This is a genomic window from Actinoallomurus sp. NPDC052308, assembly GCF_040679195.1.
Classification (GTDB): domain Bacteria; phylum Actinomycetota; class Actinomycetes; order Streptosporangiales; family Streptosporangiaceae; genus Actinoallomurus; species Actinoallomurus liliacearum.
The window spans coordinates 130,847-148,126 of the sequence record NZ_JBFAUM010000003.1 but is presented as its reverse complement, the minus strand read 5'-3'; the positions used below and the strand labels follow the sequence as shown (position 1 = coordinate 148,126).

The 17,280-nt window shown below is 71.3% G+C and carries 20 protein-coding genes; 7 read left to right on the top strand and 13 right to left on the bottom strand.

The features are described from left to right. Nucleotides 1–59 precede the first annotated feature (59 nt). Entirely contained in the window at nucleotides 60–953 is an 894-nt protein-coding gene (locus tag AB0L00_RS12015; protein WP_364431983.1) for an alpha/beta fold hydrolase, read from the top strand. A gap of 24 nt (nucleotides 954–977) precedes the next feature. Here AB0L00_RS12015 and AB0L00_RS12010 read toward each other — a convergent pair whose 3' ends face one another. Continuing rightward, nucleotides 978–2,009 carry a hypothetical protein gene (locus tag AB0L00_RS12010; RefSeq protein WP_364431980.1) on the bottom strand — a complete coding sequence of 344 codons (1,032 nt, stop codon included), beginning with the start codon at nucleotides 2,007–2,009 and terminating at the stop codon, nucleotides 978–980. A gap of 202 nt (nucleotides 2,010–2,211) precedes the next feature. On the opposite strand from AB0L00_RS12010, the gene AB0L00_RS12005 reads away from it, so the two are divergent. Then, nucleotides 2,212–3,075: an alpha/beta fold hydrolase gene (locus AB0L00_RS12005; protein WP_364431977.1), complete on the top strand. Its 864-nt coding sequence runs from the start codon at nucleotides 2,212–2,214 to the stop codon at nucleotides 3,073–3,075. 107 nt (nucleotides 3,076–3,182) lie between these two features. Here the strand turns inward: AB0L00_RS12005 and AB0L00_RS12000 are convergent, their stop codons facing one another. The 3 genes from AB0L00_RS12000 to AB0L00_RS11990 all read right to left on the bottom strand — a co-directional run bounded on the left by AB0L00_RS12000 (nucleotide 3,183) and on the right by AB0L00_RS11990 (nucleotide 6,283). Further along, complete coding sequence (locus tag AB0L00_RS12000) at nucleotides 3,183–3,530, bottom strand: PH domain-containing protein (RefSeq protein WP_345353833.1); 348 nt, start codon at nucleotides 3,528–3,530, stop codon at nucleotides 3,183–3,185. Nucleotides 3,531–3,681: 151 nt separating this feature from the next. Beyond that, nucleotides 3,682–5,775 (bottom strand): elongation factor G, encoded by a 2,094-nt coding sequence (fusA, locus tag AB0L00_RS11995; protein ID WP_364431975.1) that lies wholly within the window; start codon nucleotides 5,773–5,775, stop codon nucleotides 3,682–3,684. Nucleotides 5,776–5,944: 169 nt separating this feature from the next. After that, nucleotides 5,945–6,283, bottom strand: a complete 339-nt coding sequence (locus AB0L00_RS11990; RefSeq protein ID WP_345353831.1) for a helix-turn-helix domain-containing protein — start codon at nucleotides 6,281–6,283, stop codon at nucleotides 5,945–5,947. 110 nt (nucleotides 6,284–6,393) lie between these two features. On the opposite strand from AB0L00_RS11990, the gene AB0L00_RS11985 reads away from it, so the two are divergent. After that, entirely contained in the window at nucleotides 6,394–7,392 is a 999-nt protein-coding gene (locus tag AB0L00_RS11985) for a zinc-dependent alcohol dehydrogenase family protein (RefSeq protein WP_364431971.1), read from the top strand. Nucleotides 7,393–7,411: 19 nt separating this feature from the next. Here the strand turns inward: AB0L00_RS11985 and AB0L00_RS11980 are convergent, their stop codons facing one another. Continuing rightward, a complete protein-coding gene (locus AB0L00_RS11980) occupies nucleotides 7,412–8,017 on the bottom strand; it encodes a TIGR03086 family metal-binding protein (RefSeq protein WP_364431968.1) in 606 nt (201 codons plus the stop codon). Nucleotides 8,018–8,086: 69 nt separating this feature from the next. Here AB0L00_RS11980 and AB0L00_RS11975 point away from each other — a divergent pair, with 69 nt between their 5' ends. Next, nucleotides 8,087–8,569 (top strand): MarR family transcriptional regulator, encoded by a 483-nt coding sequence (locus AB0L00_RS11975; RefSeq protein WP_364431966.1) that lies wholly within the window; start codon nucleotides 8,087–8,089, stop codon nucleotides 8,567–8,569. Here the strand turns inward: AB0L00_RS11975 and AB0L00_RS11970 are convergent. Then, nucleotides 8,546–9,121, bottom strand: coding sequence for a TetR family transcriptional regulator (locus tag AB0L00_RS11970; RefSeq protein WP_364431963.1), 576 nt, complete (start codon nucleotides 9,119–9,121; stop codon nucleotides 8,546–8,548). The genes AB0L00_RS11975 and AB0L00_RS11970 overlap by 24 nt on opposite strands. Before the next feature lie 95 nt (nucleotides 9,122–9,216). Here AB0L00_RS11970 and AB0L00_RS11965 point away from each other — a divergent pair, with 95 nt between their 5' ends. Then, nucleotides 9,217–9,957: an SDR family oxidoreductase gene (locus tag AB0L00_RS11965; protein ID WP_364431961.1), complete on the top strand. Its 741-nt coding sequence runs from the start codon at nucleotides 9,217–9,219 to the stop codon at nucleotides 9,955–9,957. 85 nt (nucleotides 9,958–10,042) lie between these two features. Here AB0L00_RS11965 and AB0L00_RS11960 read toward each other — a convergent pair whose 3' ends face one another. Next, nucleotides 10,043–10,900 carry a helix-turn-helix transcriptional regulator gene (locus AB0L00_RS11960; protein ID WP_364431958.1) on the bottom strand — a complete coding sequence of 286 codons (858 nt, stop codon included), beginning with the start codon at nucleotides 10,898–10,900 and terminating at the stop codon, nucleotides 10,043–10,045. Between the two features lie 86 nt (nucleotides 10,901–10,986). Here AB0L00_RS11960 and AB0L00_RS11955 point away from each other — a divergent pair, with 86 nt between their 5' ends. Then, nucleotides 10,987–11,769: an SDR family oxidoreductase gene (locus tag AB0L00_RS11955; protein WP_364431955.1), complete on the top strand. Its 783-nt coding sequence runs from the start codon at nucleotides 10,987–10,989 to the stop codon at nucleotides 11,767–11,769. A gap of 214 nt (nucleotides 11,770–11,983) precedes the next feature. On the opposite strand, the gene AB0L00_RS11950 is transcribed toward AB0L00_RS11955, so the two are convergent. Both AB0L00_RS11950 and AB0L00_RS11945 read right to left on the bottom strand, forming a co-directional pair. After that, on the bottom strand, nucleotides 11,984–12,526 hold the full coding sequence (locus AB0L00_RS11950) for a GDSL-type esterase/lipase family protein (RefSeq protein ID WP_364431953.1): 543 nt from the start codon (nucleotides 12,524–12,526) through the stop codon (nucleotides 11,984–11,986). After that, nucleotides 12,441–13,064 carry a hypothetical protein gene (locus tag AB0L00_RS11945; protein ID WP_364431950.1) on the bottom strand — a complete coding sequence of 208 codons (624 nt, stop codon included), beginning with the start codon at nucleotides 13,062–13,064 and terminating at the stop codon, nucleotides 12,441–12,443. The genes AB0L00_RS11950 and AB0L00_RS11945 overlap by 86 nt, the downstream gene beginning before the upstream one ends. 7 nt (nucleotides 13,065–13,071) lie before the next feature. Here AB0L00_RS11945 and AB0L00_RS11940 point away from each other — a divergent pair, with 7 nt between their 5' ends. Then, the gene (locus AB0L00_RS11940) at nucleotides 13,072–13,674 is read left to right on the top strand and encodes a helix-turn-helix domain-containing protein (protein WP_364431947.1); all 603 of its coding nucleotides are present in this window, start codon (nucleotides 13,072–13,074) and stop codon (nucleotides 13,672–13,674) included. 171 nt (nucleotides 13,675–13,845) lie between these two features. Here AB0L00_RS11940 and AB0L00_RS11935 read toward each other — a convergent pair whose 3' ends face one another. The 4 genes from AB0L00_RS11935 to AB0L00_RS11920 form a co-directional block, all read right to left on the bottom strand. Beyond that, a complete protein-coding gene (locus tag AB0L00_RS11935) occupies nucleotides 13,846–13,977 on the bottom strand; it encodes a hypothetical protein (RefSeq protein WP_364431944.1) in 132 nt (43 codons plus the stop codon). Nucleotides 13,978–13,993: 16 nt separating this feature from the next. Next, complete coding sequence (locus AB0L00_RS11930; protein WP_364431941.1) at nucleotides 13,994–14,932, bottom strand: NAD(P)-dependent oxidoreductase; 939 nt, start codon at nucleotides 14,930–14,932, stop codon at nucleotides 13,994–13,996. Nucleotides 14,933–15,018: 86 nt separating this feature from the next. Next, on the bottom strand, nucleotides 15,019–15,960 hold the full coding sequence (sigJ, locus tag AB0L00_RS11925; protein ID WP_364431938.1) for an RNA polymerase sigma factor SigJ: 942 nt from the start codon (nucleotides 15,958–15,960) through the stop codon (nucleotides 15,019–15,021). Between the two features lie 56 nt (nucleotides 15,961–16,016). Next, nucleotides 16,017–17,123: a serine hydrolase domain-containing protein gene (locus AB0L00_RS11920; RefSeq protein WP_364431936.1), complete on the bottom strand. Its 1,107-nt coding sequence runs from the start codon at nucleotides 17,121–17,123 to the stop codon at nucleotides 16,017–16,019. Between the last annotated feature and the right edge of the window lie 157 nt (nucleotides 17,124–17,280).

The window sequence follows — 17,280 nt, the reverse complement described above, 5'->3', positions numbered from 1 at the left end:
CCTGATTACGTGACGCGGTTCACAACGGCACTCCCCCGCCACCCCCTCCGGGAGGAACCGTGCCCCCTCGCCCCCGCCTCCTCCGTACGCTCTGCCTCACCGCCGCCGCGGCCCTGTCCTGCGTCCTGCTCACCGGCGTGTCGACCGCCGCGCACGCCGCCGACCCGGTCGACGCCGCCAAGGCGCTCGCCGCCCCGGGCGTCCCCGGCGCGAACGACTGGTCGTGCCGGCCCTCCGCGGCGCACCCGCGGCCCGTGGTCCTCGTCCACGGCACCTTCGCCAGCGGCAGCGTCAACTGGCTCACCGTCGCGCCCGCCCTCGCCGCACGCGGCTACTGCGTCTTCGCCCTCACGTACGGCGAGGTGCCGGGCGTCCCCGTCCTGCGCGCCGTCGCGCCGGTGGCGAGCTCGGCGGGCCAGTTGGCGACGTTCGTCACCGGTGTCCTCGCCGCCACGAACGCCGCCCAGGCCGACCTCGTCGGGCACTCACAGGGCGGCATGATGCCGCGCTACTACCTGAAGTTCCTCGGCGGCGCCGCCAAGGTCCACACGCTCGTCGGGCTGGCCCCGTCCAACCACGGGACGACCCTCGACGGCCTCGCCACCCTCGCCGCGCAGTTCCCCGGCGCCCTCGACCTGCTGAACTCCGGCTGCCCGGCCTGCGTCGACCAGGTCGTCGGCTCCAGCCTGCTGACCACGCTGAACGCCGGCGGCGACACGGTCCCCGGCGTCTCCTACACGGTGATCTCCAGTAGGTACGACGAGGTCGTCACGCCGTACGCCACGCAGTTCCTCAGCGGGTCCGGCGTCCACAACGTCCTCCTGCAGAACCTCTGCCCGACCGATGTCTCCGAGCACGTCGCCATCGCCTTCGACCCGGTGGCCCTGCACGAGGTCGAGAACGCCCTCGACCCCGCGCACGCGGCCCCGAGCAACTGCCTGTCCCACGGCTGACACGGCTCCCTCCCCCGGGGGCGGTCAGCCGCCCCCGGCACCGGGACCCGCCGTACGGGTGCCCGTCCCGGCCGGGGCCGGATGGTTCGGCGATTCAGGACCCGCCGGCCGGACGCTCCGGAGGACCGCCGTCAGCAGCGTCAGGCCGAGGCCGACGCCCAGCGCGTGCTCGGCGATCGCGACGCCCGTGTACTCGGCGGTCGTGAAACCTCCCGGCCGCAGGATCACCATCGCCAGCTTCCAGCCGCTCCACGCGAACAGCGAGCCCGATCCGGCGAAGGCGAGGCTCATCGGGAGCCACCGCCGAAGCCGGCCGGGCCGCCCGCGTGTGAGCGCCCCCACGCTCCACGCGCCGATCAGGGCCCACAGTCCCGAGGTCGCGTTCAGCAGCCGCCCGTTGAGATCCCCGTCCTCGCGGTGCGCCGGGTCGAGGCCCAGCGTGCTCCCCAGTGCCCAGGAGGACCAGAGCGCGCCCAGCCCGATGGTCGCGACGATCGCCGCGGTGACGAGCGGCCGGGCCCCCGCCCCGCCGCCGCGCAGCCGGCCGAGGAAGGCGCGCGGCCAGCGCTCCCGCAGATAGATCGGCAGGGCCACGGCCAGCCCGAGGGCCATCCCCGTGAAGCCGACGGTGATCAGCGCCGTCTCCCACCGCGGCACGAGGCCGGAACCGTCCCGCGCACCGCCCGCGTCGGCCCCCGACGCGCCGAGGAGGCCGCCGGCCGCCATGTACGGGATCATGGGGACCAGGAAGCCCGCCCCGACCCAGGAGAAGAAGACCACCGGAACGGCGGGCAGCCGGCGTCCCCACCGCTGGGCCAGCGCCAGCCCGAGTCCGACCCCGGTCGTCGCCATCGCCACGGTGACGGCGTTCAGCGTCACCCAGCCGGCGGTGCCGAAGCCCTCCGGGGCCCGGCCGACGAACGCCGCGACGACCCAGACGACCTTGACGACCAGGTAGGACGCCATGCTGAGCGCCGCGCCGTAACCGGCGATCCGGCGCGCCGCGCTCCACCCCACGCCCACACCCGTCGGCGGTCCCGCCGAATCTCGCACCATCCGCACCAGCACCTCGCGTCGAGCCGATCTGACCCTGGCGAGCCTTCCGGAGGCGCCGATCGGACAGGACCCCCTGCGGTGTGAACCCCCGGCGGTCGCCTCCCCTTTACGGGGGAGCCGCCTCGGGCCCGAGGGGAGATCGTACCGATCGGTTCGATCTACTGCTAGTCTCGCGCCAGCCCTTTCGACCTGCGGAGGTAGCGTGAGCGTGCCCGATCTCCTGATGACCGACCCGGCCCCGGACATGACGCCGGCCGCGACCACTCCGGCGGTGGCCTTCGAGAGCGCGGGCGAGACGCTGCTCGGCGTGCTGCACGTTCCGGCGGGCCCGGGGCCGCACCCGATCGTCGTGCTGCTGCACGGTTTCCCCGGCAACGAGCGCAACTTCGACGTGGCGCAGGCGCTGCGCCGGGCCGGCTACGCGTCCCTGGTCTTCCACTACCGCGGCTCGTGGGGGATCGGCGGTTCCTATTCCTGGGCCCACCTGCTCGAGGACGCCACGCGGGTCACGACCGCCGTACGGGAGCCGGAGTTCGCGGCCGCCCATCGGCTGGATCCGGAACGGCTCGCGGTGGCCGGGCACAGCGCCGGCGGCTTCACCGCGCTGATGACCGCCGCGGCGGACCCGTCGATCGCCGCGGTGGCCTCGGTGTCCGGGTTCGACTTCGGGTGGGCGGCCGCGGACTCCCGGGCCGATCCGGCGCGGCGCGCGTGGTACCTCGACCTGTGGCGCGGCGGCCTCGCCCCGCTGCGCGGCACCAGCGCCGAGGCCCTCCTCGCCGAGATGGAGGAAGCGGGCGACTCATGGAGTCTCGCCGGGCTCGCCCCGCGGCTCGCGAACCGCCCGGTGCTGCTCATCGGCACCGGCCGCGACGACGTGACCCCCGCCCCGTTCCACCACGATCCGGTCGTGAGCGCCTACCGGGCCCACCCCGTCGACCGCCTCGAAGACCATCTGTTCCCCGCCGACCACGACCTGTCGGACCACCGCGTACGACTCAGCCGCACCCTCGCGGACTTCCTGCGCCGGCACCTGCCCCCGTCCCCCGGCGGCGTCGGCGGGTGAGTGGTCCCGCGCCGGTCCGCGGGGGGTTCCCCGGCGGATCGGCGCGGCGACGGGGGCGACGGCCGCACGGGCCGCTCCGGGGCCGGCCCACCGGGGACGCGGGTGTCTCAGGCGGCGAGGGCCTGACCGTCCGCCGCGGCCACGTCCTTGTGGAACCGCTTGTGGACGTACAGCTTCTCGCCGAGGGACTCGCAACGCCACCACAGGCCGCTCGCCGGCCCGATCCGCAGGTTGCGCGGCAGCTCCCGGCTGATCTCCTTCACCGGGGTCATCCGGAACCGCCCGGACTTGCAGATCAGGATCCGCCGGTCCGTGACCACCACGACGCGGTAGGCGTTCGTGAGGATGATGATCCACACCGAGATCAGGGCGAAGTACTGGCTGGTCGTCTGTCCGCAGAAGACGGCCTGGATGTTCTCCCCCGGCTGGAGGAGGGGAGCCGCATTGGCCCGCAATTTGTCGCGGATAGCCACAAGATGCCCTTTCTTATGAGGAACCGGAAGGATAACAACGTACTGATCCCTTGGCGCGGCCTCCGGCACGTCACTGAAACGTGACCGGACCAGGGGCGTTCCGCCGCGCGTGCGCGGCGGAACGCCCTCGGCGTCAGGCCGTGGCGGCGACCGCCTCGGCCAGGGCGCGCGGAACCTCGGCGTACGAGTCGAACTCCATGGCGAAGCTCGCCCGCCCCGAGGTCCGGCTGCGGAGATCACCGGCGTAGCCGAACATCTCCGACAGCGGAACCCGCCCCTGGACGATCCGGGCGCCGGCCCGCTCGGCCAGGGCCTGGATGTGCCCACGCCGTGCGTTCAGGTCGCCGATCACCTCGCCCGTGTAGTCGTCGGGCGTGGTGACCTCGACCGCCATGACCGGCTCCAGGAGCACCGGCACGGCCCGGCGCGCGGCGTCCTTGAACGCGTGGAATCCGGCCTGGCGGAACGCGAGCTCGGAGGAGTCCTGCTCGTGGAACGCGCCGTCGAGGAGCGTGACGCGCACGCCCGTCATCTCGTAGCCCGCCACGACGCCGAACCGCATCGCGTCCTGGCAGCCGGCGTCCACCGCGGGGATGAACTCCTTCGGGACCCGCCCGCCGGTGACCTCGTTCACGAACTCGTAGCCGTCCGCGATCGGTTCGACGGCGAGCCGCACCCTGGCGAACTGCCCCTTTCCTCCCGTCTGCTTCCTGTGCGTGTACTCGACCTTCTCGACCGGCCTGCGGATGGTCTCCCGGTAGGCGACCCGCGGCCGGCCGACCGTCGTCTCGACACCGAACTCGCGCTCGAGCCGGTCGACGACGATCGACAGATGGAGCTCGCCCATCCCGCCGATCACGGTCTGGCCGGTCTCCTCCCCGGTCCGCACCGTGAAGGAGGGGTCCTCCTCCGCGAGCCGCCGGACCGCCAGGCGCAGCCGCTCCCGATCCCGCCGGGCCACGGCCTCGACGGCCACCTCGACGACCGGGTCCGGGAAGTCCATGGACTCCAGGACCACCGGGTTCCGGTCGCCGCACAGCGTCTCGCCGGTCGTGGTGTCCTTCAGCCCCATCACCGCGACGATGTCGCCGGTGCCCGCCGACGTCAGCTCCAGCCGCTTGTCGGCGTGCATCCGGTAGAGCTTGCCGACCCGCTCCCTCCTGCCCTTGACGGAGTTGAACACCGTCGCCCCCGGCTCCAGGCGGCCGGCGTAGACCCGGACGAAGGCCAGCCGGCCCAGGTGCGCGTCGGTCAGGATCTTGAACACGAGCGCGGCGAGGGGTTCGTCGTCGGCCGGTCTGATCGCGGCTCCGCGCCGGACGTCGACGGCCTCGACGTCCAGCGGGGACGGCAGGTACCGGACGACCGCGTCGAGCAGCGGCTGCACGCCCTTGTTCTTGAAGGCCGTGCCGCAGAGCACCGGCGTGACCGTAGGACCCTCCGACCCGCCGGACGCGATCGTGACCCGCCGGATCGCGGCGTGCAGCAGGTCCTCCGGCGGTTCGAGGCCGTCCGCGAAGAGCCGCATGACCTCCTCGTCGTGCTCGGCGAGCGTCTCCACGAGCCTGCCGCGCCACTCACGGGCGGCCGCGCGGTGCGTGTCCGGGACGTCGACGAGGTCGTAGGCCTCGCCGAGGCGGGCCTCGGCGGACCAGACGTACGCCTTCATCCGGACGAGGTCGACGACGCCGGCGAAGGCGTCCTCGGTCCCGATCGGCAGCTGCAGGACCAGCGGCACCGCACCGAGCCGATCGGCGATCATGCCGACGCATCGGTGGAGGTCCCCGCCGGTACGGTCGAGCTTGTTGACGAAGCAGATCCGGGGCACGCCGTACCTCTCGGCCTGACGCCAGACGGTCTCGGACTGCGGCTCCACGCCGGCGACCCCGTCGAAGACCGCCACGGCGCCGTCGAGCACCCGCAGGCAGCGCTCCACCTCGACGGTGAAGTCGACGTGCCCGGGGGTGTCGATGACGTTGATCAGATGATCGATGCCGTCGAGCGTCCAGTGGCACGTGGTCGCGGCGGACGTGATCGTGATGCCGCGTTCTCTTTCCAGCGCCAGATAGTCCATTGTCGTATTACCGTCATGGACCTCTCCGACTTTGTAGGAGACACCGGTGTAGTAAAGAATGCGCTCGGTCGTCGTCGTCTTGCCCGCGTCGATGTGGGCCACGATCCCGATGTTGCGAACCTTGGCCAGATCCAGACGAGTGATGGCGGCCATGGGCTTGCGTCCTTTCTGCGCTGGGATGGGATGCGGTGACCGGTCGTACCGGGTCATGAGTATGAACGCATCGCCCAGGGAAGTGCACGCGGTTTTCGGCGGCCGCGCAGGTCCGTCGGCCGGGTGGCGCCGGGCGATTCACGCGTCGGATGACGCGTGAATCGCGCGCTCATCGACGCGAGAGCGTCCCGGAGGACTCGCGGTCGGCGGACACAATGGCGTCGAGCAGTCCGGGAAATACCTCGTCGACCTCATCGCGCCGAAGAGCGTTCATCCGCGAGGTGCCGACGTAGTACTGCCGGATGAGCCCGGCCTCGCGCAGAATCCGGAAATGGTGGGTGGCCGTGGAATTGCTCACGGGAATGTCGAACCCGCCGCACTTGAGGTCGGCGGTGGCGTCGCAGAGCTGCGTGACGATGCTCCGCCGCACCGGGTCGACGAGGGCCTCGAGGACCCGCTGCAGGGGGACCGTCCGCACGTCGGGGTGCGGCGGGATGCGGTCGTCCATGACCCACATCCTACGACCGGTGTCGAACTACGATGAACGTCAAAGTTTGACAGCCGTCGTACTTGCGGGCTTAAGTGGTTCACCCCACGACTCCGCGGAAGGACGACGCGATGACCAGGACGGTGCGGTTCCACGAGCTCGGCGGCCCCGAGGTGCTGCGACTGGAGGATCTGGAGGTCGGCGATCCGGGCCCGGGCGAGGTGCGGATCCGGGTGGACGCGATCGGCCTGAACAGGGCCGAGGTGCTGTTCCGGACCGGCCACTACATCGAGGAGGTGAAGCGGTTCCCCGCCCGGCTGGGCACCGAGGCCGCCGGCGTGATCGAGGCGGTCGGCGCGGGCGTCACCGGGCTCCGGCCCGGGCAGCCGGTCGGCACCGTGCCCGCGTTCTCCCAGAACGACTACGGCGTCTACGCCGAGCGGGCGATCGTGCCCGCGTCGGCGGTGATGCGCCGTCCGGAGGGGCTCGGCGCGGTCGAGGGCGCGGCGGTGTGGATGCCGTACGTGACGGCCTACGGGGCGCTGGTCGAGGTCGGCGGGATGCGCCCCGGGGACACGGTCGTGCTGAACGCGGCGTCCAGCAGCGTCGGGCTGGCCGCCATCCAGGTGGCCGACCGTGTCGGCGCCACGCCGATCGCCCTCACCCGCACCGCCGCCAAGAAGAAGGCGCTGCTGAAGGCGGGCGCGGCGGACGTGATCGTCACCGAGTCCGAGGACGTCGTCGAGCGGGTGCTGGCGGCGACCGGCGACCGGGGCGCCGAGTTCGTGTTCGACGCCGTCGCCGGTCCCGGCGTCATGGACCTGGCCAAGGTGGTCGCCGACGAGGGCACGCTCCTGGTGTACGGCGCGCTGAGCGGCGAGCCGACGCCCTATCCGGGGATCGAGCTGGGCATGCCCGCGCTCAGCATGCGCACCTACACCCTGTACGAGACGACCCGCCGGCCCGAACGGCTCCGCCGGGCGGAGGCGTTCGTGGCCTCAGGGCTGCGTTCGGGCGCCTTCCGGCCCGTCGTGGACCGCACGTTCGACCTGGAGGAGATCGTCGAGGCCCACCGGTACCTGGAGTCCAACGCCCAGTTCGGCAAGATCGTCGTCACCGTCGAGCAGTGAGCCGGGATCCTCGTACGGCTCAGGCTCCGTCGGGCCAGTTCGGGGAGCGACCGAGCGCCGTCAGGATCCGGTCGAGCGGGGACGCGTCCTCGGGCGCGGGCAACTCCGGGCGGAAGGAGGCGCCCGGCCCGAGCCGGTGGTCCCCGCCGGGGACGGCCAAGGCGACCCGCAGCGCGTCCTCGGCCAGGTCGTCGTCCAGTTCGTACGACAGCCCGAGGGAGCGCGCGACGTCCCAGGCGTGCACCACGTAGTCGATGAAGTGGAACCCGATCGCCTGAGCGCCGGGGAACGTCGCTCCGGGCCCGACCTCGGGCAGGGCGAACGCCCGGTCCAGGACGTCAGGTCCGGCGAAGGCGGCCAGGACCTCCTCGGCGGCGGCGGCGTACGCGGCCACCGGATCCGCGTCGAGCGGCCGGGGCCGCCAGACCGCGAGGTCGGCGCCGCCGCCCCGCGCGGCGGCCGCGAAGCCGTGATGCTGGGCCGTCATGTGGGCGAGCAGGTCGCCGAGCGTCCAGGCCGAACACGGTGTGGGGCGGCCGAGATCGTCGCGGCTCGCCTTCGCCACCACCTCGACGCTCGTCCGTACCACCCGCTCGTCCGCCGAACGTAGATCAATCGTATTCATGAGCAGATAGTAAGCAAGCTGCTTATCATCTGTCCATGCATATCTTTGGAGACGTCGTATTTTCGTGCCATGACGGAGAGCAGGGCGGCCGAAGACGGGCGGCGTGACCTGGCGGCGATGATCGTGCCGTTGGGGCGCGCCCTGATGGCGGCCGAGGCGCCGGTGCTGAGCGCCCACGACATGTCCATGTGGGCGTACTCCGTCCTGCTGGCCCTGGGCGAGGAGCCCGTCCGGACCCAGAACGCGCTGGCGCAGGCCATCGGCGCCGACAAGACCCGCATCATCGGCGTGCTCGACGGCCTCCAGGAGCGCGGGCTGATCGAGCGGCGACCCGACCCCGGCGACCGGCGGGTCCGGCTCCTCTCACTCACCCCCGAGGGACGGCGGGTGCGCGACTCCGTACAGGCCGGCATCAGAGAGCGGGAGAACCGCCTGCTCGCCCGGCTGCCGGCCGCCGACCGCGCCGCCTTCCTCCGGGCCCTGCGGACGCTGTCCAGCCTGCCGGAGGAAGAGATCGTCGACCCGGCGTCACCTCGGCGTCGCTCGGACTGACCGCTCGACGCGGCGCAACCCGTCGAGAACGACCTGGAGCAGGTGCCGGGCCCTGGCGTCCCACTCGTCCTGCTCGAGGCGGGTCAGGTAACCGATGAGAAGGATGACGTCACGGGCGTCCACGTCGGGGCGGATGCTCCCGTCCGCCTTGCCGGCGTCGAGGAGCACGGTCAGCGCGTCGCCGATCGGGCCGAGGCTGTGCGCCGAGAGGTCCCGCCAGACCGCCGCCTCGACGGCGGCGAACACTCCGCGCTTGACCCGCGCGTAGTCGACCACGCGGTCGAACCAGCGAGCCAGCGCGGTGAGCGGCTCATGCTCGGCGAGCAGCGCCGGGGCGGCCGCGACGAGCTCGCCGACGTCCTCCCGATAGACCTCGGCGAGCAGATCCTCCCGGGTCGGGAAGTGGCGGTAGAGGGTGCCCTGACCGACCCCCGCCTGCTTGGCGATCGCGTTGAGCCTGATCTCCTCCGCGTTCGCGATGACCTCTCGCGCGACCCGGATGATCCGTGCGCGGTTGTCGGCGGCGTCGGCCCGGCGGCGGATTGAGTCCATCGCTCCCCTGCTCGATGCGTTGGCTAAGCGGACATGTGTCCGGTAGCGTGCGAGTCACTGCGGACACGTGTCCACTTTATGCCGAAGGGATTCCCATGACAGCCATCAGCGGCAAGGTCGTCGCCATCACCGGAGCGAGCAGCGGCATCGGCGAGGCGACGGCGCGCCTGCTCGCCGAGCGAGGGGCGGCCGTCGTCCTCGGCGCACGCCGGACGGAGCGCCTCGACGAGCTCGCCCGGGACATCCGCGACCACGGCGGGCGCGCCATCGCCTGCACCACGGACGTCACCCGGCGCGAGGACCTGGAGGGACTCGTCGGCCGGGCCGTGGCGGAGTTCGGCCGCCTCGACGTGCTGGTGGGCAACGCCGGCATCAGCAGGCTCGGACCCGTGGCCGACCTCGACGTCGACGGCTGGTCGGCGATGATCGACGTCAACCTCCGCGGAGTGCTGTACGGCGTCGCCGCCGCGCTTCCGGTCTTCCGCCGGCAGGGCCGCGGCCACCTGGTGACCACGGTGTCGACGTCCGGCCTGAAGATCGTCCCCACCCAGGCGGTCTACGCCGCGACCAAGAACGCCGTCCGCACTCTCCTGGAAGCACTGCGGCAGGAGTCGACCGACGGCGTGCTGCGGACGACGGCGGTGTCGCCGGGCTTCGTGAACACCGAACTCACCGACTCGATCGACGACCCCCAGGCCCGTGAGCAGGCCCGCCGCACCATGGACCGGATCGCCATCCCGCCGGAGGCGGTCGCCCGCGCCATCGCCTTCGCCGTTGAACAGCCCCACGACGTGGAGATCGGCGAGATCACCATCCGCCCGACGATCCAGGGTTAGCCACCGTCGGCCCGAATCGATGATCGTTCCCTGAGCGTCGCGGGCCACGGCGGTGAACCACTCCGGCCGCGCGTCACTCGCTCCGTCAGCGCGGCCCGCTCTCCTTGACGTACTCGGCTCCGAGGACGTTCAGGAGGGCCAGAGCCTCGGCGCTGCGGGATCCGGGCGGCGCGGTGTAGAGCACGAGGTGCTGGTCGCGGTCCGTGAGCGCGAGCGTGTCGCAGTCGACGGTGACCTCCCCGACCACCGTGTGCCGGAAGGTCTTCGTGAGCATCGGCGCGGCCTGCACATCGTGTCGCTCCCAGAGCCGGGCGAACTCCGGGCTGCCTTCGCGGAGCTCGTCGACGAGTCCGGTCACCGCCGGATCGGACGGGTACCGGGCGAGGGCGGACCGGAGCTCCATGACGACGTGGTGCCGGAACTCCGTGGTGTCGGAGACCCCGTACGGCGTCGCGTCGGCGTCCGCCGGTCCGAGGAACACCCGGCGCGCGAGATTGCGGTCCTGCGGGGCGAGCGGAGCGAAGTCCTCCATGAGCGCGGCCGCGAGGTCGTTCCAGGCGAGGACCTCGAACGTGGCGGACATCACGAACCCGGCCGTCTGCGGCAGGCGTTCCAGCAGCGCGAGGATGCTCGGGCGGACGTCGCGCCGGTGCACTCCGGTACGGCTCGGCGCCGTGCCCGCGAGGAGGTGCAGGTGATCGGACTCGGCGTCCGTGAGCCGCAGCGCGCTCGCGATCCCGGCGAGGACCTCGCCCGACGGCCGAGGCGCCCTGCCCTGCTCGAGCCGGACGTAGTACTCGGTGGAGATGTGCGCGAGGACCGCCACCTCCTCGCGGCGCAGACCCGGTGTCCGGCGCCGCGGGCCCGAGGGGAGGCCGACGTCCTCCGGCCGGAGGCGCTCGCGGCGGCTACGGAGGAACGCGCCCAGCTCTTGCCTGTCCATAGCCCAATTCTGCACGCCGCCCGGCGGCGGATCCTGGTACTTCCTGTGCCTGTATCCGGTTCGGGGGCCGGCCCGACGCTGCCCTCATGACGAACGACATCGACATCACCCCCATCGGCCTGCTCACCGGCAAGGTCGTGTTCATCACCGGCGCCAGCCGCGGCATCGGAGCGGCCGCGGCCCGGCTCTTCGCCGCCGAGGGCGCCGCCGTCGTGCTCGCCGCCCGCGGCACCGACGCCCTCCAGAAGATCGTTGCCGAGATCCGCGCCGACGGCGGCGTCGCGGACGCCGTGACCGTGGACCTCGCCGACCGCGCGAGCATCCGCGCGGCGGTCGACCGCGTCGAGGAGCTGCACGGACGGCTCGACGGCGCGTTCAACAACGGCGCGGTCGGCCAGCGGCCCGGCCCGCTCGACACGACGAGCGACGAGGACGTCGAGCAGCAGTTCGAGGTGAACTTCCGCGCGCACTGGACCGCGATGACGGCCGAGGCCGCGCTCATGCGCCGGGGCGGTGGCGGGGCGATCGTCAACACCTCGAGCATCGGCAGCCGCCGCGCGAACCCCGCGCTCCCCGCGTACGGCGCGATGAAGCGCGCGCTCAACAGCATCACCGAGACCGCCGCGGTGACCTGGGCTCCCGACGGCATCCGGGTCAACGGCATCACTCCCGGCGGCACCGCGACGGAGATGATCGACGAGTGGGAGGCCGCCTCCCCGGGCGTCATCGAGCAGATCAACGCGAGCGTCCCGCTCGGCCGGATGGCCGAGCCTCGCGAGGTCGCCGAGGTGGCCGCGTGGCTGCTCAGCGACCGGGCCTCGATGGTGACCGGCGCGATCGTGCCGGTGGACGGCGGCGCCGGCGCCTGAGACGGGGACGACCCCGCCGCCGGCGAATGGGAACAGGAGAAGGGGGATCCGGAGCATCTCCGGATCCCCCTCGTCACCCGGCACGACGGCCGTGGTGTCTCAGCCCGAGTGCCGTGCCTGCCGACACCTCTCCCGCTGTACTGGGACAGAGCACTTACTCGCAGGGTGCGGTATTCCCTAACGGGCGGCGAGCCGAGCAGCACCCCGTCAGGGCTCAGAGGGTGTTGAGATCGACCGCGTCGGCGATGGCGCGGTAGCCGGTGTCGTTGAGGTGGATGTGGTCGCCGCTGTCATAGAGGGCACGGATTCGGCCGCGGTCATCGACGACACGGTCGAAGTCGACGACGGAGTCGTACGCGCCGCCACCGCGGATCCAGCGGTTGACCTCGTCGCGGATCCGCTCCCCGCTCCCGGTGTAGGCCGCCGACCCCTTCATCGGCATGATCGTGCCGCCGACGACCCGGATGCCGCGAGCGTGGGCGGCGCCGATCAGGGCACGAAGTCCTTCGATGATCTGTCGCGCGGTCACGGGCCCGGTCTCGTTCCAGGCGGCCAGGTCGTTCACGCCGTCCATCACGATCACAGTGCGCACGCCGGGGCGTTCCAGCACGTCCCGACGGAAGCGGGACAGGCCCTTCTCTCCGTACACAGGTGAGTCGCTGAGCAGCCGATTACCGCCGATACCCGCGTTGACCACGCCCAGCGGCCGGCCCCCCCGAGACGAGCCGTTCGGCCAGCCGGTCGGGATACCGCCCATCGATGCCCTTCGTGGAGCCGACTCCGTCGGTGAGGGAGTCACCGAATGTCACCACGCTGCCGTGGCGCGACTTTCCGGAGACCTCCACGCCGGTCAGGTAGTACCAGGAGTCGCTGCGCTCCCCGAACGCCGCGGCACCGGTGTCGGTCAGGTGGTCGCCCGCGGCGCGGTAGGCGGCGGCCATCGCGAAGTGGTGGAAGGTCGCGGGCCCCGTCGGGGCGTCGAACCGGAGCGTCACGGTCAGCTTGTCCAAGGCGGACGAACGCAGGGCCACGGCATCGCTGACGATTTCACGGCCAGGGGGGACGACGGCTCCCGTCGAACAGTGGAACCTCAGCGTACGAAGCGACCCCGGTTGCACCGCGGCGCCCGTACCGGCCTTGGCGATCACTCCGCCGGCCACCCGGAGCGGCGTGGTCCCGTAGACGTTCGACAGCCGGATCCGAGCCTTCGACCCACCGTCGGTGACCCGGATCACCTGGCGCAGGGAGTCGCCGGCGAAGCCCTTCTCCGACCAGTTGGGCCCGTACCAGTCCACGGACGGAGTGGACGGCTGGGCGGCGGTGCCCCAAGCCGCGTTCCAACGAAGGCCCGCCTCGGCCTGCGTCGGCATCGCGACGACGCGCAACGTCGACCGGATCATCGCCGCCGCCGGGGCCCTGATCGCCGAGCAAGGCGCCGACGCGTCCTTGGAGGAGGTCGCCCGCCGCGCCAGAGTCGGTTCGGCCACCCTGCACCGTCACTTCCCCTCCCGGCAGGCGCTCCTGGAGGCGGTCTTCAAAGATCGAGTGGAAACTCTTTGCGCCAAGGCCGACGACCTGCTCTGCGACCCCGGTCCGGGAGAGGCGTTGCTCATCTGGCTCCGCGCCGTCGGCGCACATGCAGTGGCCAACCGGGGTCTGGGTGCGTCACTGATACGCGGCGGCGACCCGACCCTCGGCAGTACTTGTCATGACATGATCATCAACGCTGGCGATGCCCTCCTCGCACGCGCCCGAACGGCAGACGCCGTGCGCCCCGAGATCGCCATCACCCATCTGCTGAAGCTGGTCAGCGCCATCGCCCTGGCCACCGAGCACGACCCCGACGGCCCGGCCGAAGCCGACCGCCTGCTGGCGATCGCCATCGACGGCGTACGCGCGCACTGACCCGTTGAGGTGACATCGTCGTCCCGCCACCGACGTGCGAGAACACGTCGAGGGGGACCCGGAACATCCCATCCGCTCCGCAGCAGGCCGACGGCCGCCGCCGGCCCGCCGATTCCGGCCCCGGCCCCGGCCCCGGCCCCGGCCCCGGCCACGATCGCGGAACGACCCGGCTCACGTTTCATCGACATCTTCCTCGTGCTGCGGCCCGGGCATACTCGCGAAGGCCTTGTCCATCCAGTCGAAGACGTTGTGCGCCACACGCAGTCGCCGGGTGCGCGCTGGATCGGGCCCGGCCAGCTCCATGCCCGAGGCGGTGATCTCAGTCGGTCACAGCTTGGAGGCCCTGGCGCCAAGTGGGGTGTGTCGGGTACCAGCCCAGTTCGCGCTTGGCCTTGGCATTGGATGCTCCACGCAGTTCGGTCATGAGCACGACGCCGGCCGGTCCGGCGGCCAGCCGCCCGATGAACCGCGGTACACGCATCGGTTTCTTGGCACCCATCATCGCCGCCAGTTCCGGTAGCCACTCGGCGACCGGGGCGGGGTCGTCATCGACGATGTTGTAGACACCGCGGCCGCCGTTCTCCACCGCTGCGACCGTGGCCTCGGCGGCGTCGGCGACGTGGACGAACGACCACACCCCGCCGCCGTCGCCGACGACCGGGAACTTGCGCTTGCGGATCATCTCGAGCTGGGCGGAGCCGGGCGCCATGGAGGTGCCGGGTCCGTAGAACGCGCCGTAGCGCAGCACGATCCCTTCGGTCCAGGCGGCGCCGAGCACGGCCTTCTCCAAGTGCTCGATCGCGGCGATCATCGGGGCCATCGGGGCGACCGGTGAGCGGTCCAAGGGGTCCTGTTCGGTCTTGACCGGCCCGCCGGTCCGGGCGTAGGTGAACGCGCCGTTGCTCTGGGCGACGAACCGTCGCACCCCGGTGGCGCGTGCGGCCGCGAGCAGGTTGTCGGTGCCCTCGATCCGCAGCCGGTCGGTGGCGGCGAAGCTGCGCTCGAAATGGCGGGTGTCGATGTGCCCGATGGCGGTCAGCTGGTTGACGATCACCTCTGGGGCCGCCTCGCGCACGGCCGCCTCGACCTGGGCCCGGTCGAGCGCGTCGGCGATGACCGGCACCGCGCCCAGCTCCGCCGCCCTGGCCTTAGCGGAATCGCTGCGGACCATGGCGAACACCTCGTGTCCCGCGTCGACCAGACGGGGCAGCAGTTCCGTGCCCATCGCTCCCGTCGCTCCTGCCACCAGAACTCGCATCGTCGGCTCCCTTCCTCTCCGGTTCGGTTTCGCCACTTGAACCGGATGGCCCGCCGATTGCTGACAGGAATCGGACGTGATAGAGGTCACACCACGAGCAGGGGCTCCCCATGGTCGGCCGCCGCCCACTGCTCGGTCGCGCGTTCAAGCTTGTCGGGGTTCGCCTGGGTACGGCAGGCGGTGATGCCCTCGGCTGTGACCTCCAGGCACATGATGGCGACGACCCGGCCCTCCACGACGACCACGACGGCGGGTTCGCCATTGGCGGCCCAGGCGTGGATCTCGGACGAACCGCCGACGATGGTGCGCTTGGCCTCGGCGGGCTTGAACAGGGCCCGCACGAACCTCGCGACCGCGACGGCTCCCTCGAACGCCTTGGTGCGCGCTGGGACCTTCCCTCCGCCATCGCCGATGGAGATGGCGTCCTTGGTGAGCAGGCGTACGAGCTCATCGGTCCGGCCACTGGTGGCGGCCGCGAGGAACTCCTCGACGATCCGGTAGGCGGCGGCCTCGTCGATCTCGCTGCGGGCCTTGCCGTACGCGACATGCTTCTTGGCACGGTGAAAGATCTGCTGGCTGGCGGCCTCGGTGATGTCGAGGATCTCGGCGATCTCCCGGTGCGGGTAGTCGAAGGCCTCCCGCAGCACGTAAACGGCCCGTTCGTTGGGGGACAGACGCTCCATGAGGGTGAGGACCGCGGCCGACACCGATTCGCGCTGCTCGGCGGTGTCGGCCGGGCCGAGCATCGGGTCGCCCGCGAGCAGCGGCTCGGGGAGCCATCGGCCCACGTAGGTCTCGCGGCGTGCCCGCGCGGACGCAAGCTGGTTGAGGCACAGGTTGGTGAGCACCTTCGTCAGCCAGGCCTCAGGGACCTCGACCCGGTCGACGTCGGCGGCCTGCCAGCGCAAGAACGTTTCCTGCACGGCGTCCTCTGCCTCGTGTGCGGAACCGAGGAGGCGGTAGGCGATGGCCTCCAGACGGGGCCTCGCCAGCTCGAACCGGTCAACGTCATCCACCGTCAAAGGCATGATCGCATCGTAATCTTCCGCAGCGCCTCCAACTGGTCACGGCCTTTCTCGTGCCCTTAGGGCGTCGTCTTCGGCGAGCAGAACTCCGCGTGGAGCAGGTCAGTGAAGATGCCGACCGGGTCGTCCCAGGGGCCGTCGGCCCAGTCACCGTTGACGTCGATGACGACCAGGTGCTCGCCGTCGCGGGTGCCGTAGGTGTAGGACCAGGAGCCGAAGATGGCGCCGCCCATGCCCCACACGGTGGCGCCGCACGACAGCGTGACCGAGGAGATGCCCAGCCCGTACGTCGTGTCGGGGATCCAGTTCTCGGTCGGGACCGTGGTGAACATCTCCTCTTGCTGCGCGGAAGGGAGGAGCCGGCCGCCCAGGAGTGCACCGAAGAACCGGTGGAGATCACCGATTGTCGAGATCATGCCGCCCGCCGCCCAGAACATCGATGAGTCCAGCTCGGTGGCGTCGTGGATCACGGCGTCGGGGGCGGGATTCATCAGCTTCGTGTAGTGCCGCGGGTGTGGTCCTTGGATCGTCGGGTCGGCGCCGCTCGGCAGGTAGGTCCCGTCGAGGCCGAGCGGCCGGGTGATCCGCCGGGCGATCTGATCAGCCAGCGCCTGGCCGGTCACCCGCTCGACGATCATCCCGGCGAGGATGTAGTTGGTGTTGCTGTATCCCCAGGCCGCGCCCGGTTCGAAGGCCGGCGGATGGGCCATGGCGATGTCCACGAGCAGTTCCGGGGTGTGCTTCTCATAACGGTTCACCATTTCGGGGTCCTCGGTGTAGCTGCAGATCCCGCTGGTGTGGTTCAGCAACCGCCGGATGCTGATCCTCCCGCCCCGGTGACCGTGCCCGCGGACCCTCCCCGGCAGCCATTCCTCCACGGTCTCGTCCAGGCTCAGCCTGCGCTCGGCGACAAGCTGCAGGATCACCGTGGCCACGAACGTCTTGGTGGTGCTGCCGATGCGGAACCGCTCTTGTGGAGTGCGTGCGCGCCCGGTGTCGGTGTCGGCCACTCCCGCCGCGCCGAACCAACGCCCGCGGTCGTCGCGGACCTCGATGACGATGCCGGGAACGCCGCCCTCCCCGACAGCCCGATCGAGCAGCCGCTGAAGGACGTCACGGTCGGCGCCCATGGCCGCCGAGGCGGTTCGGGCGTGGGGCTGTGTCATGTCGACTCCTCACCATTGCTTGAGAGGTGAGGGAAACTACGTGCGGTTTCCTGAATCGTCAATCCGCCTAGTAGGAATGAACATGGCGTTGAACAGCGGTTTCTCACAAAGAAGATTGCAATGGCCTGGGCTCGATTGCAACGATCGAAAACTCAGC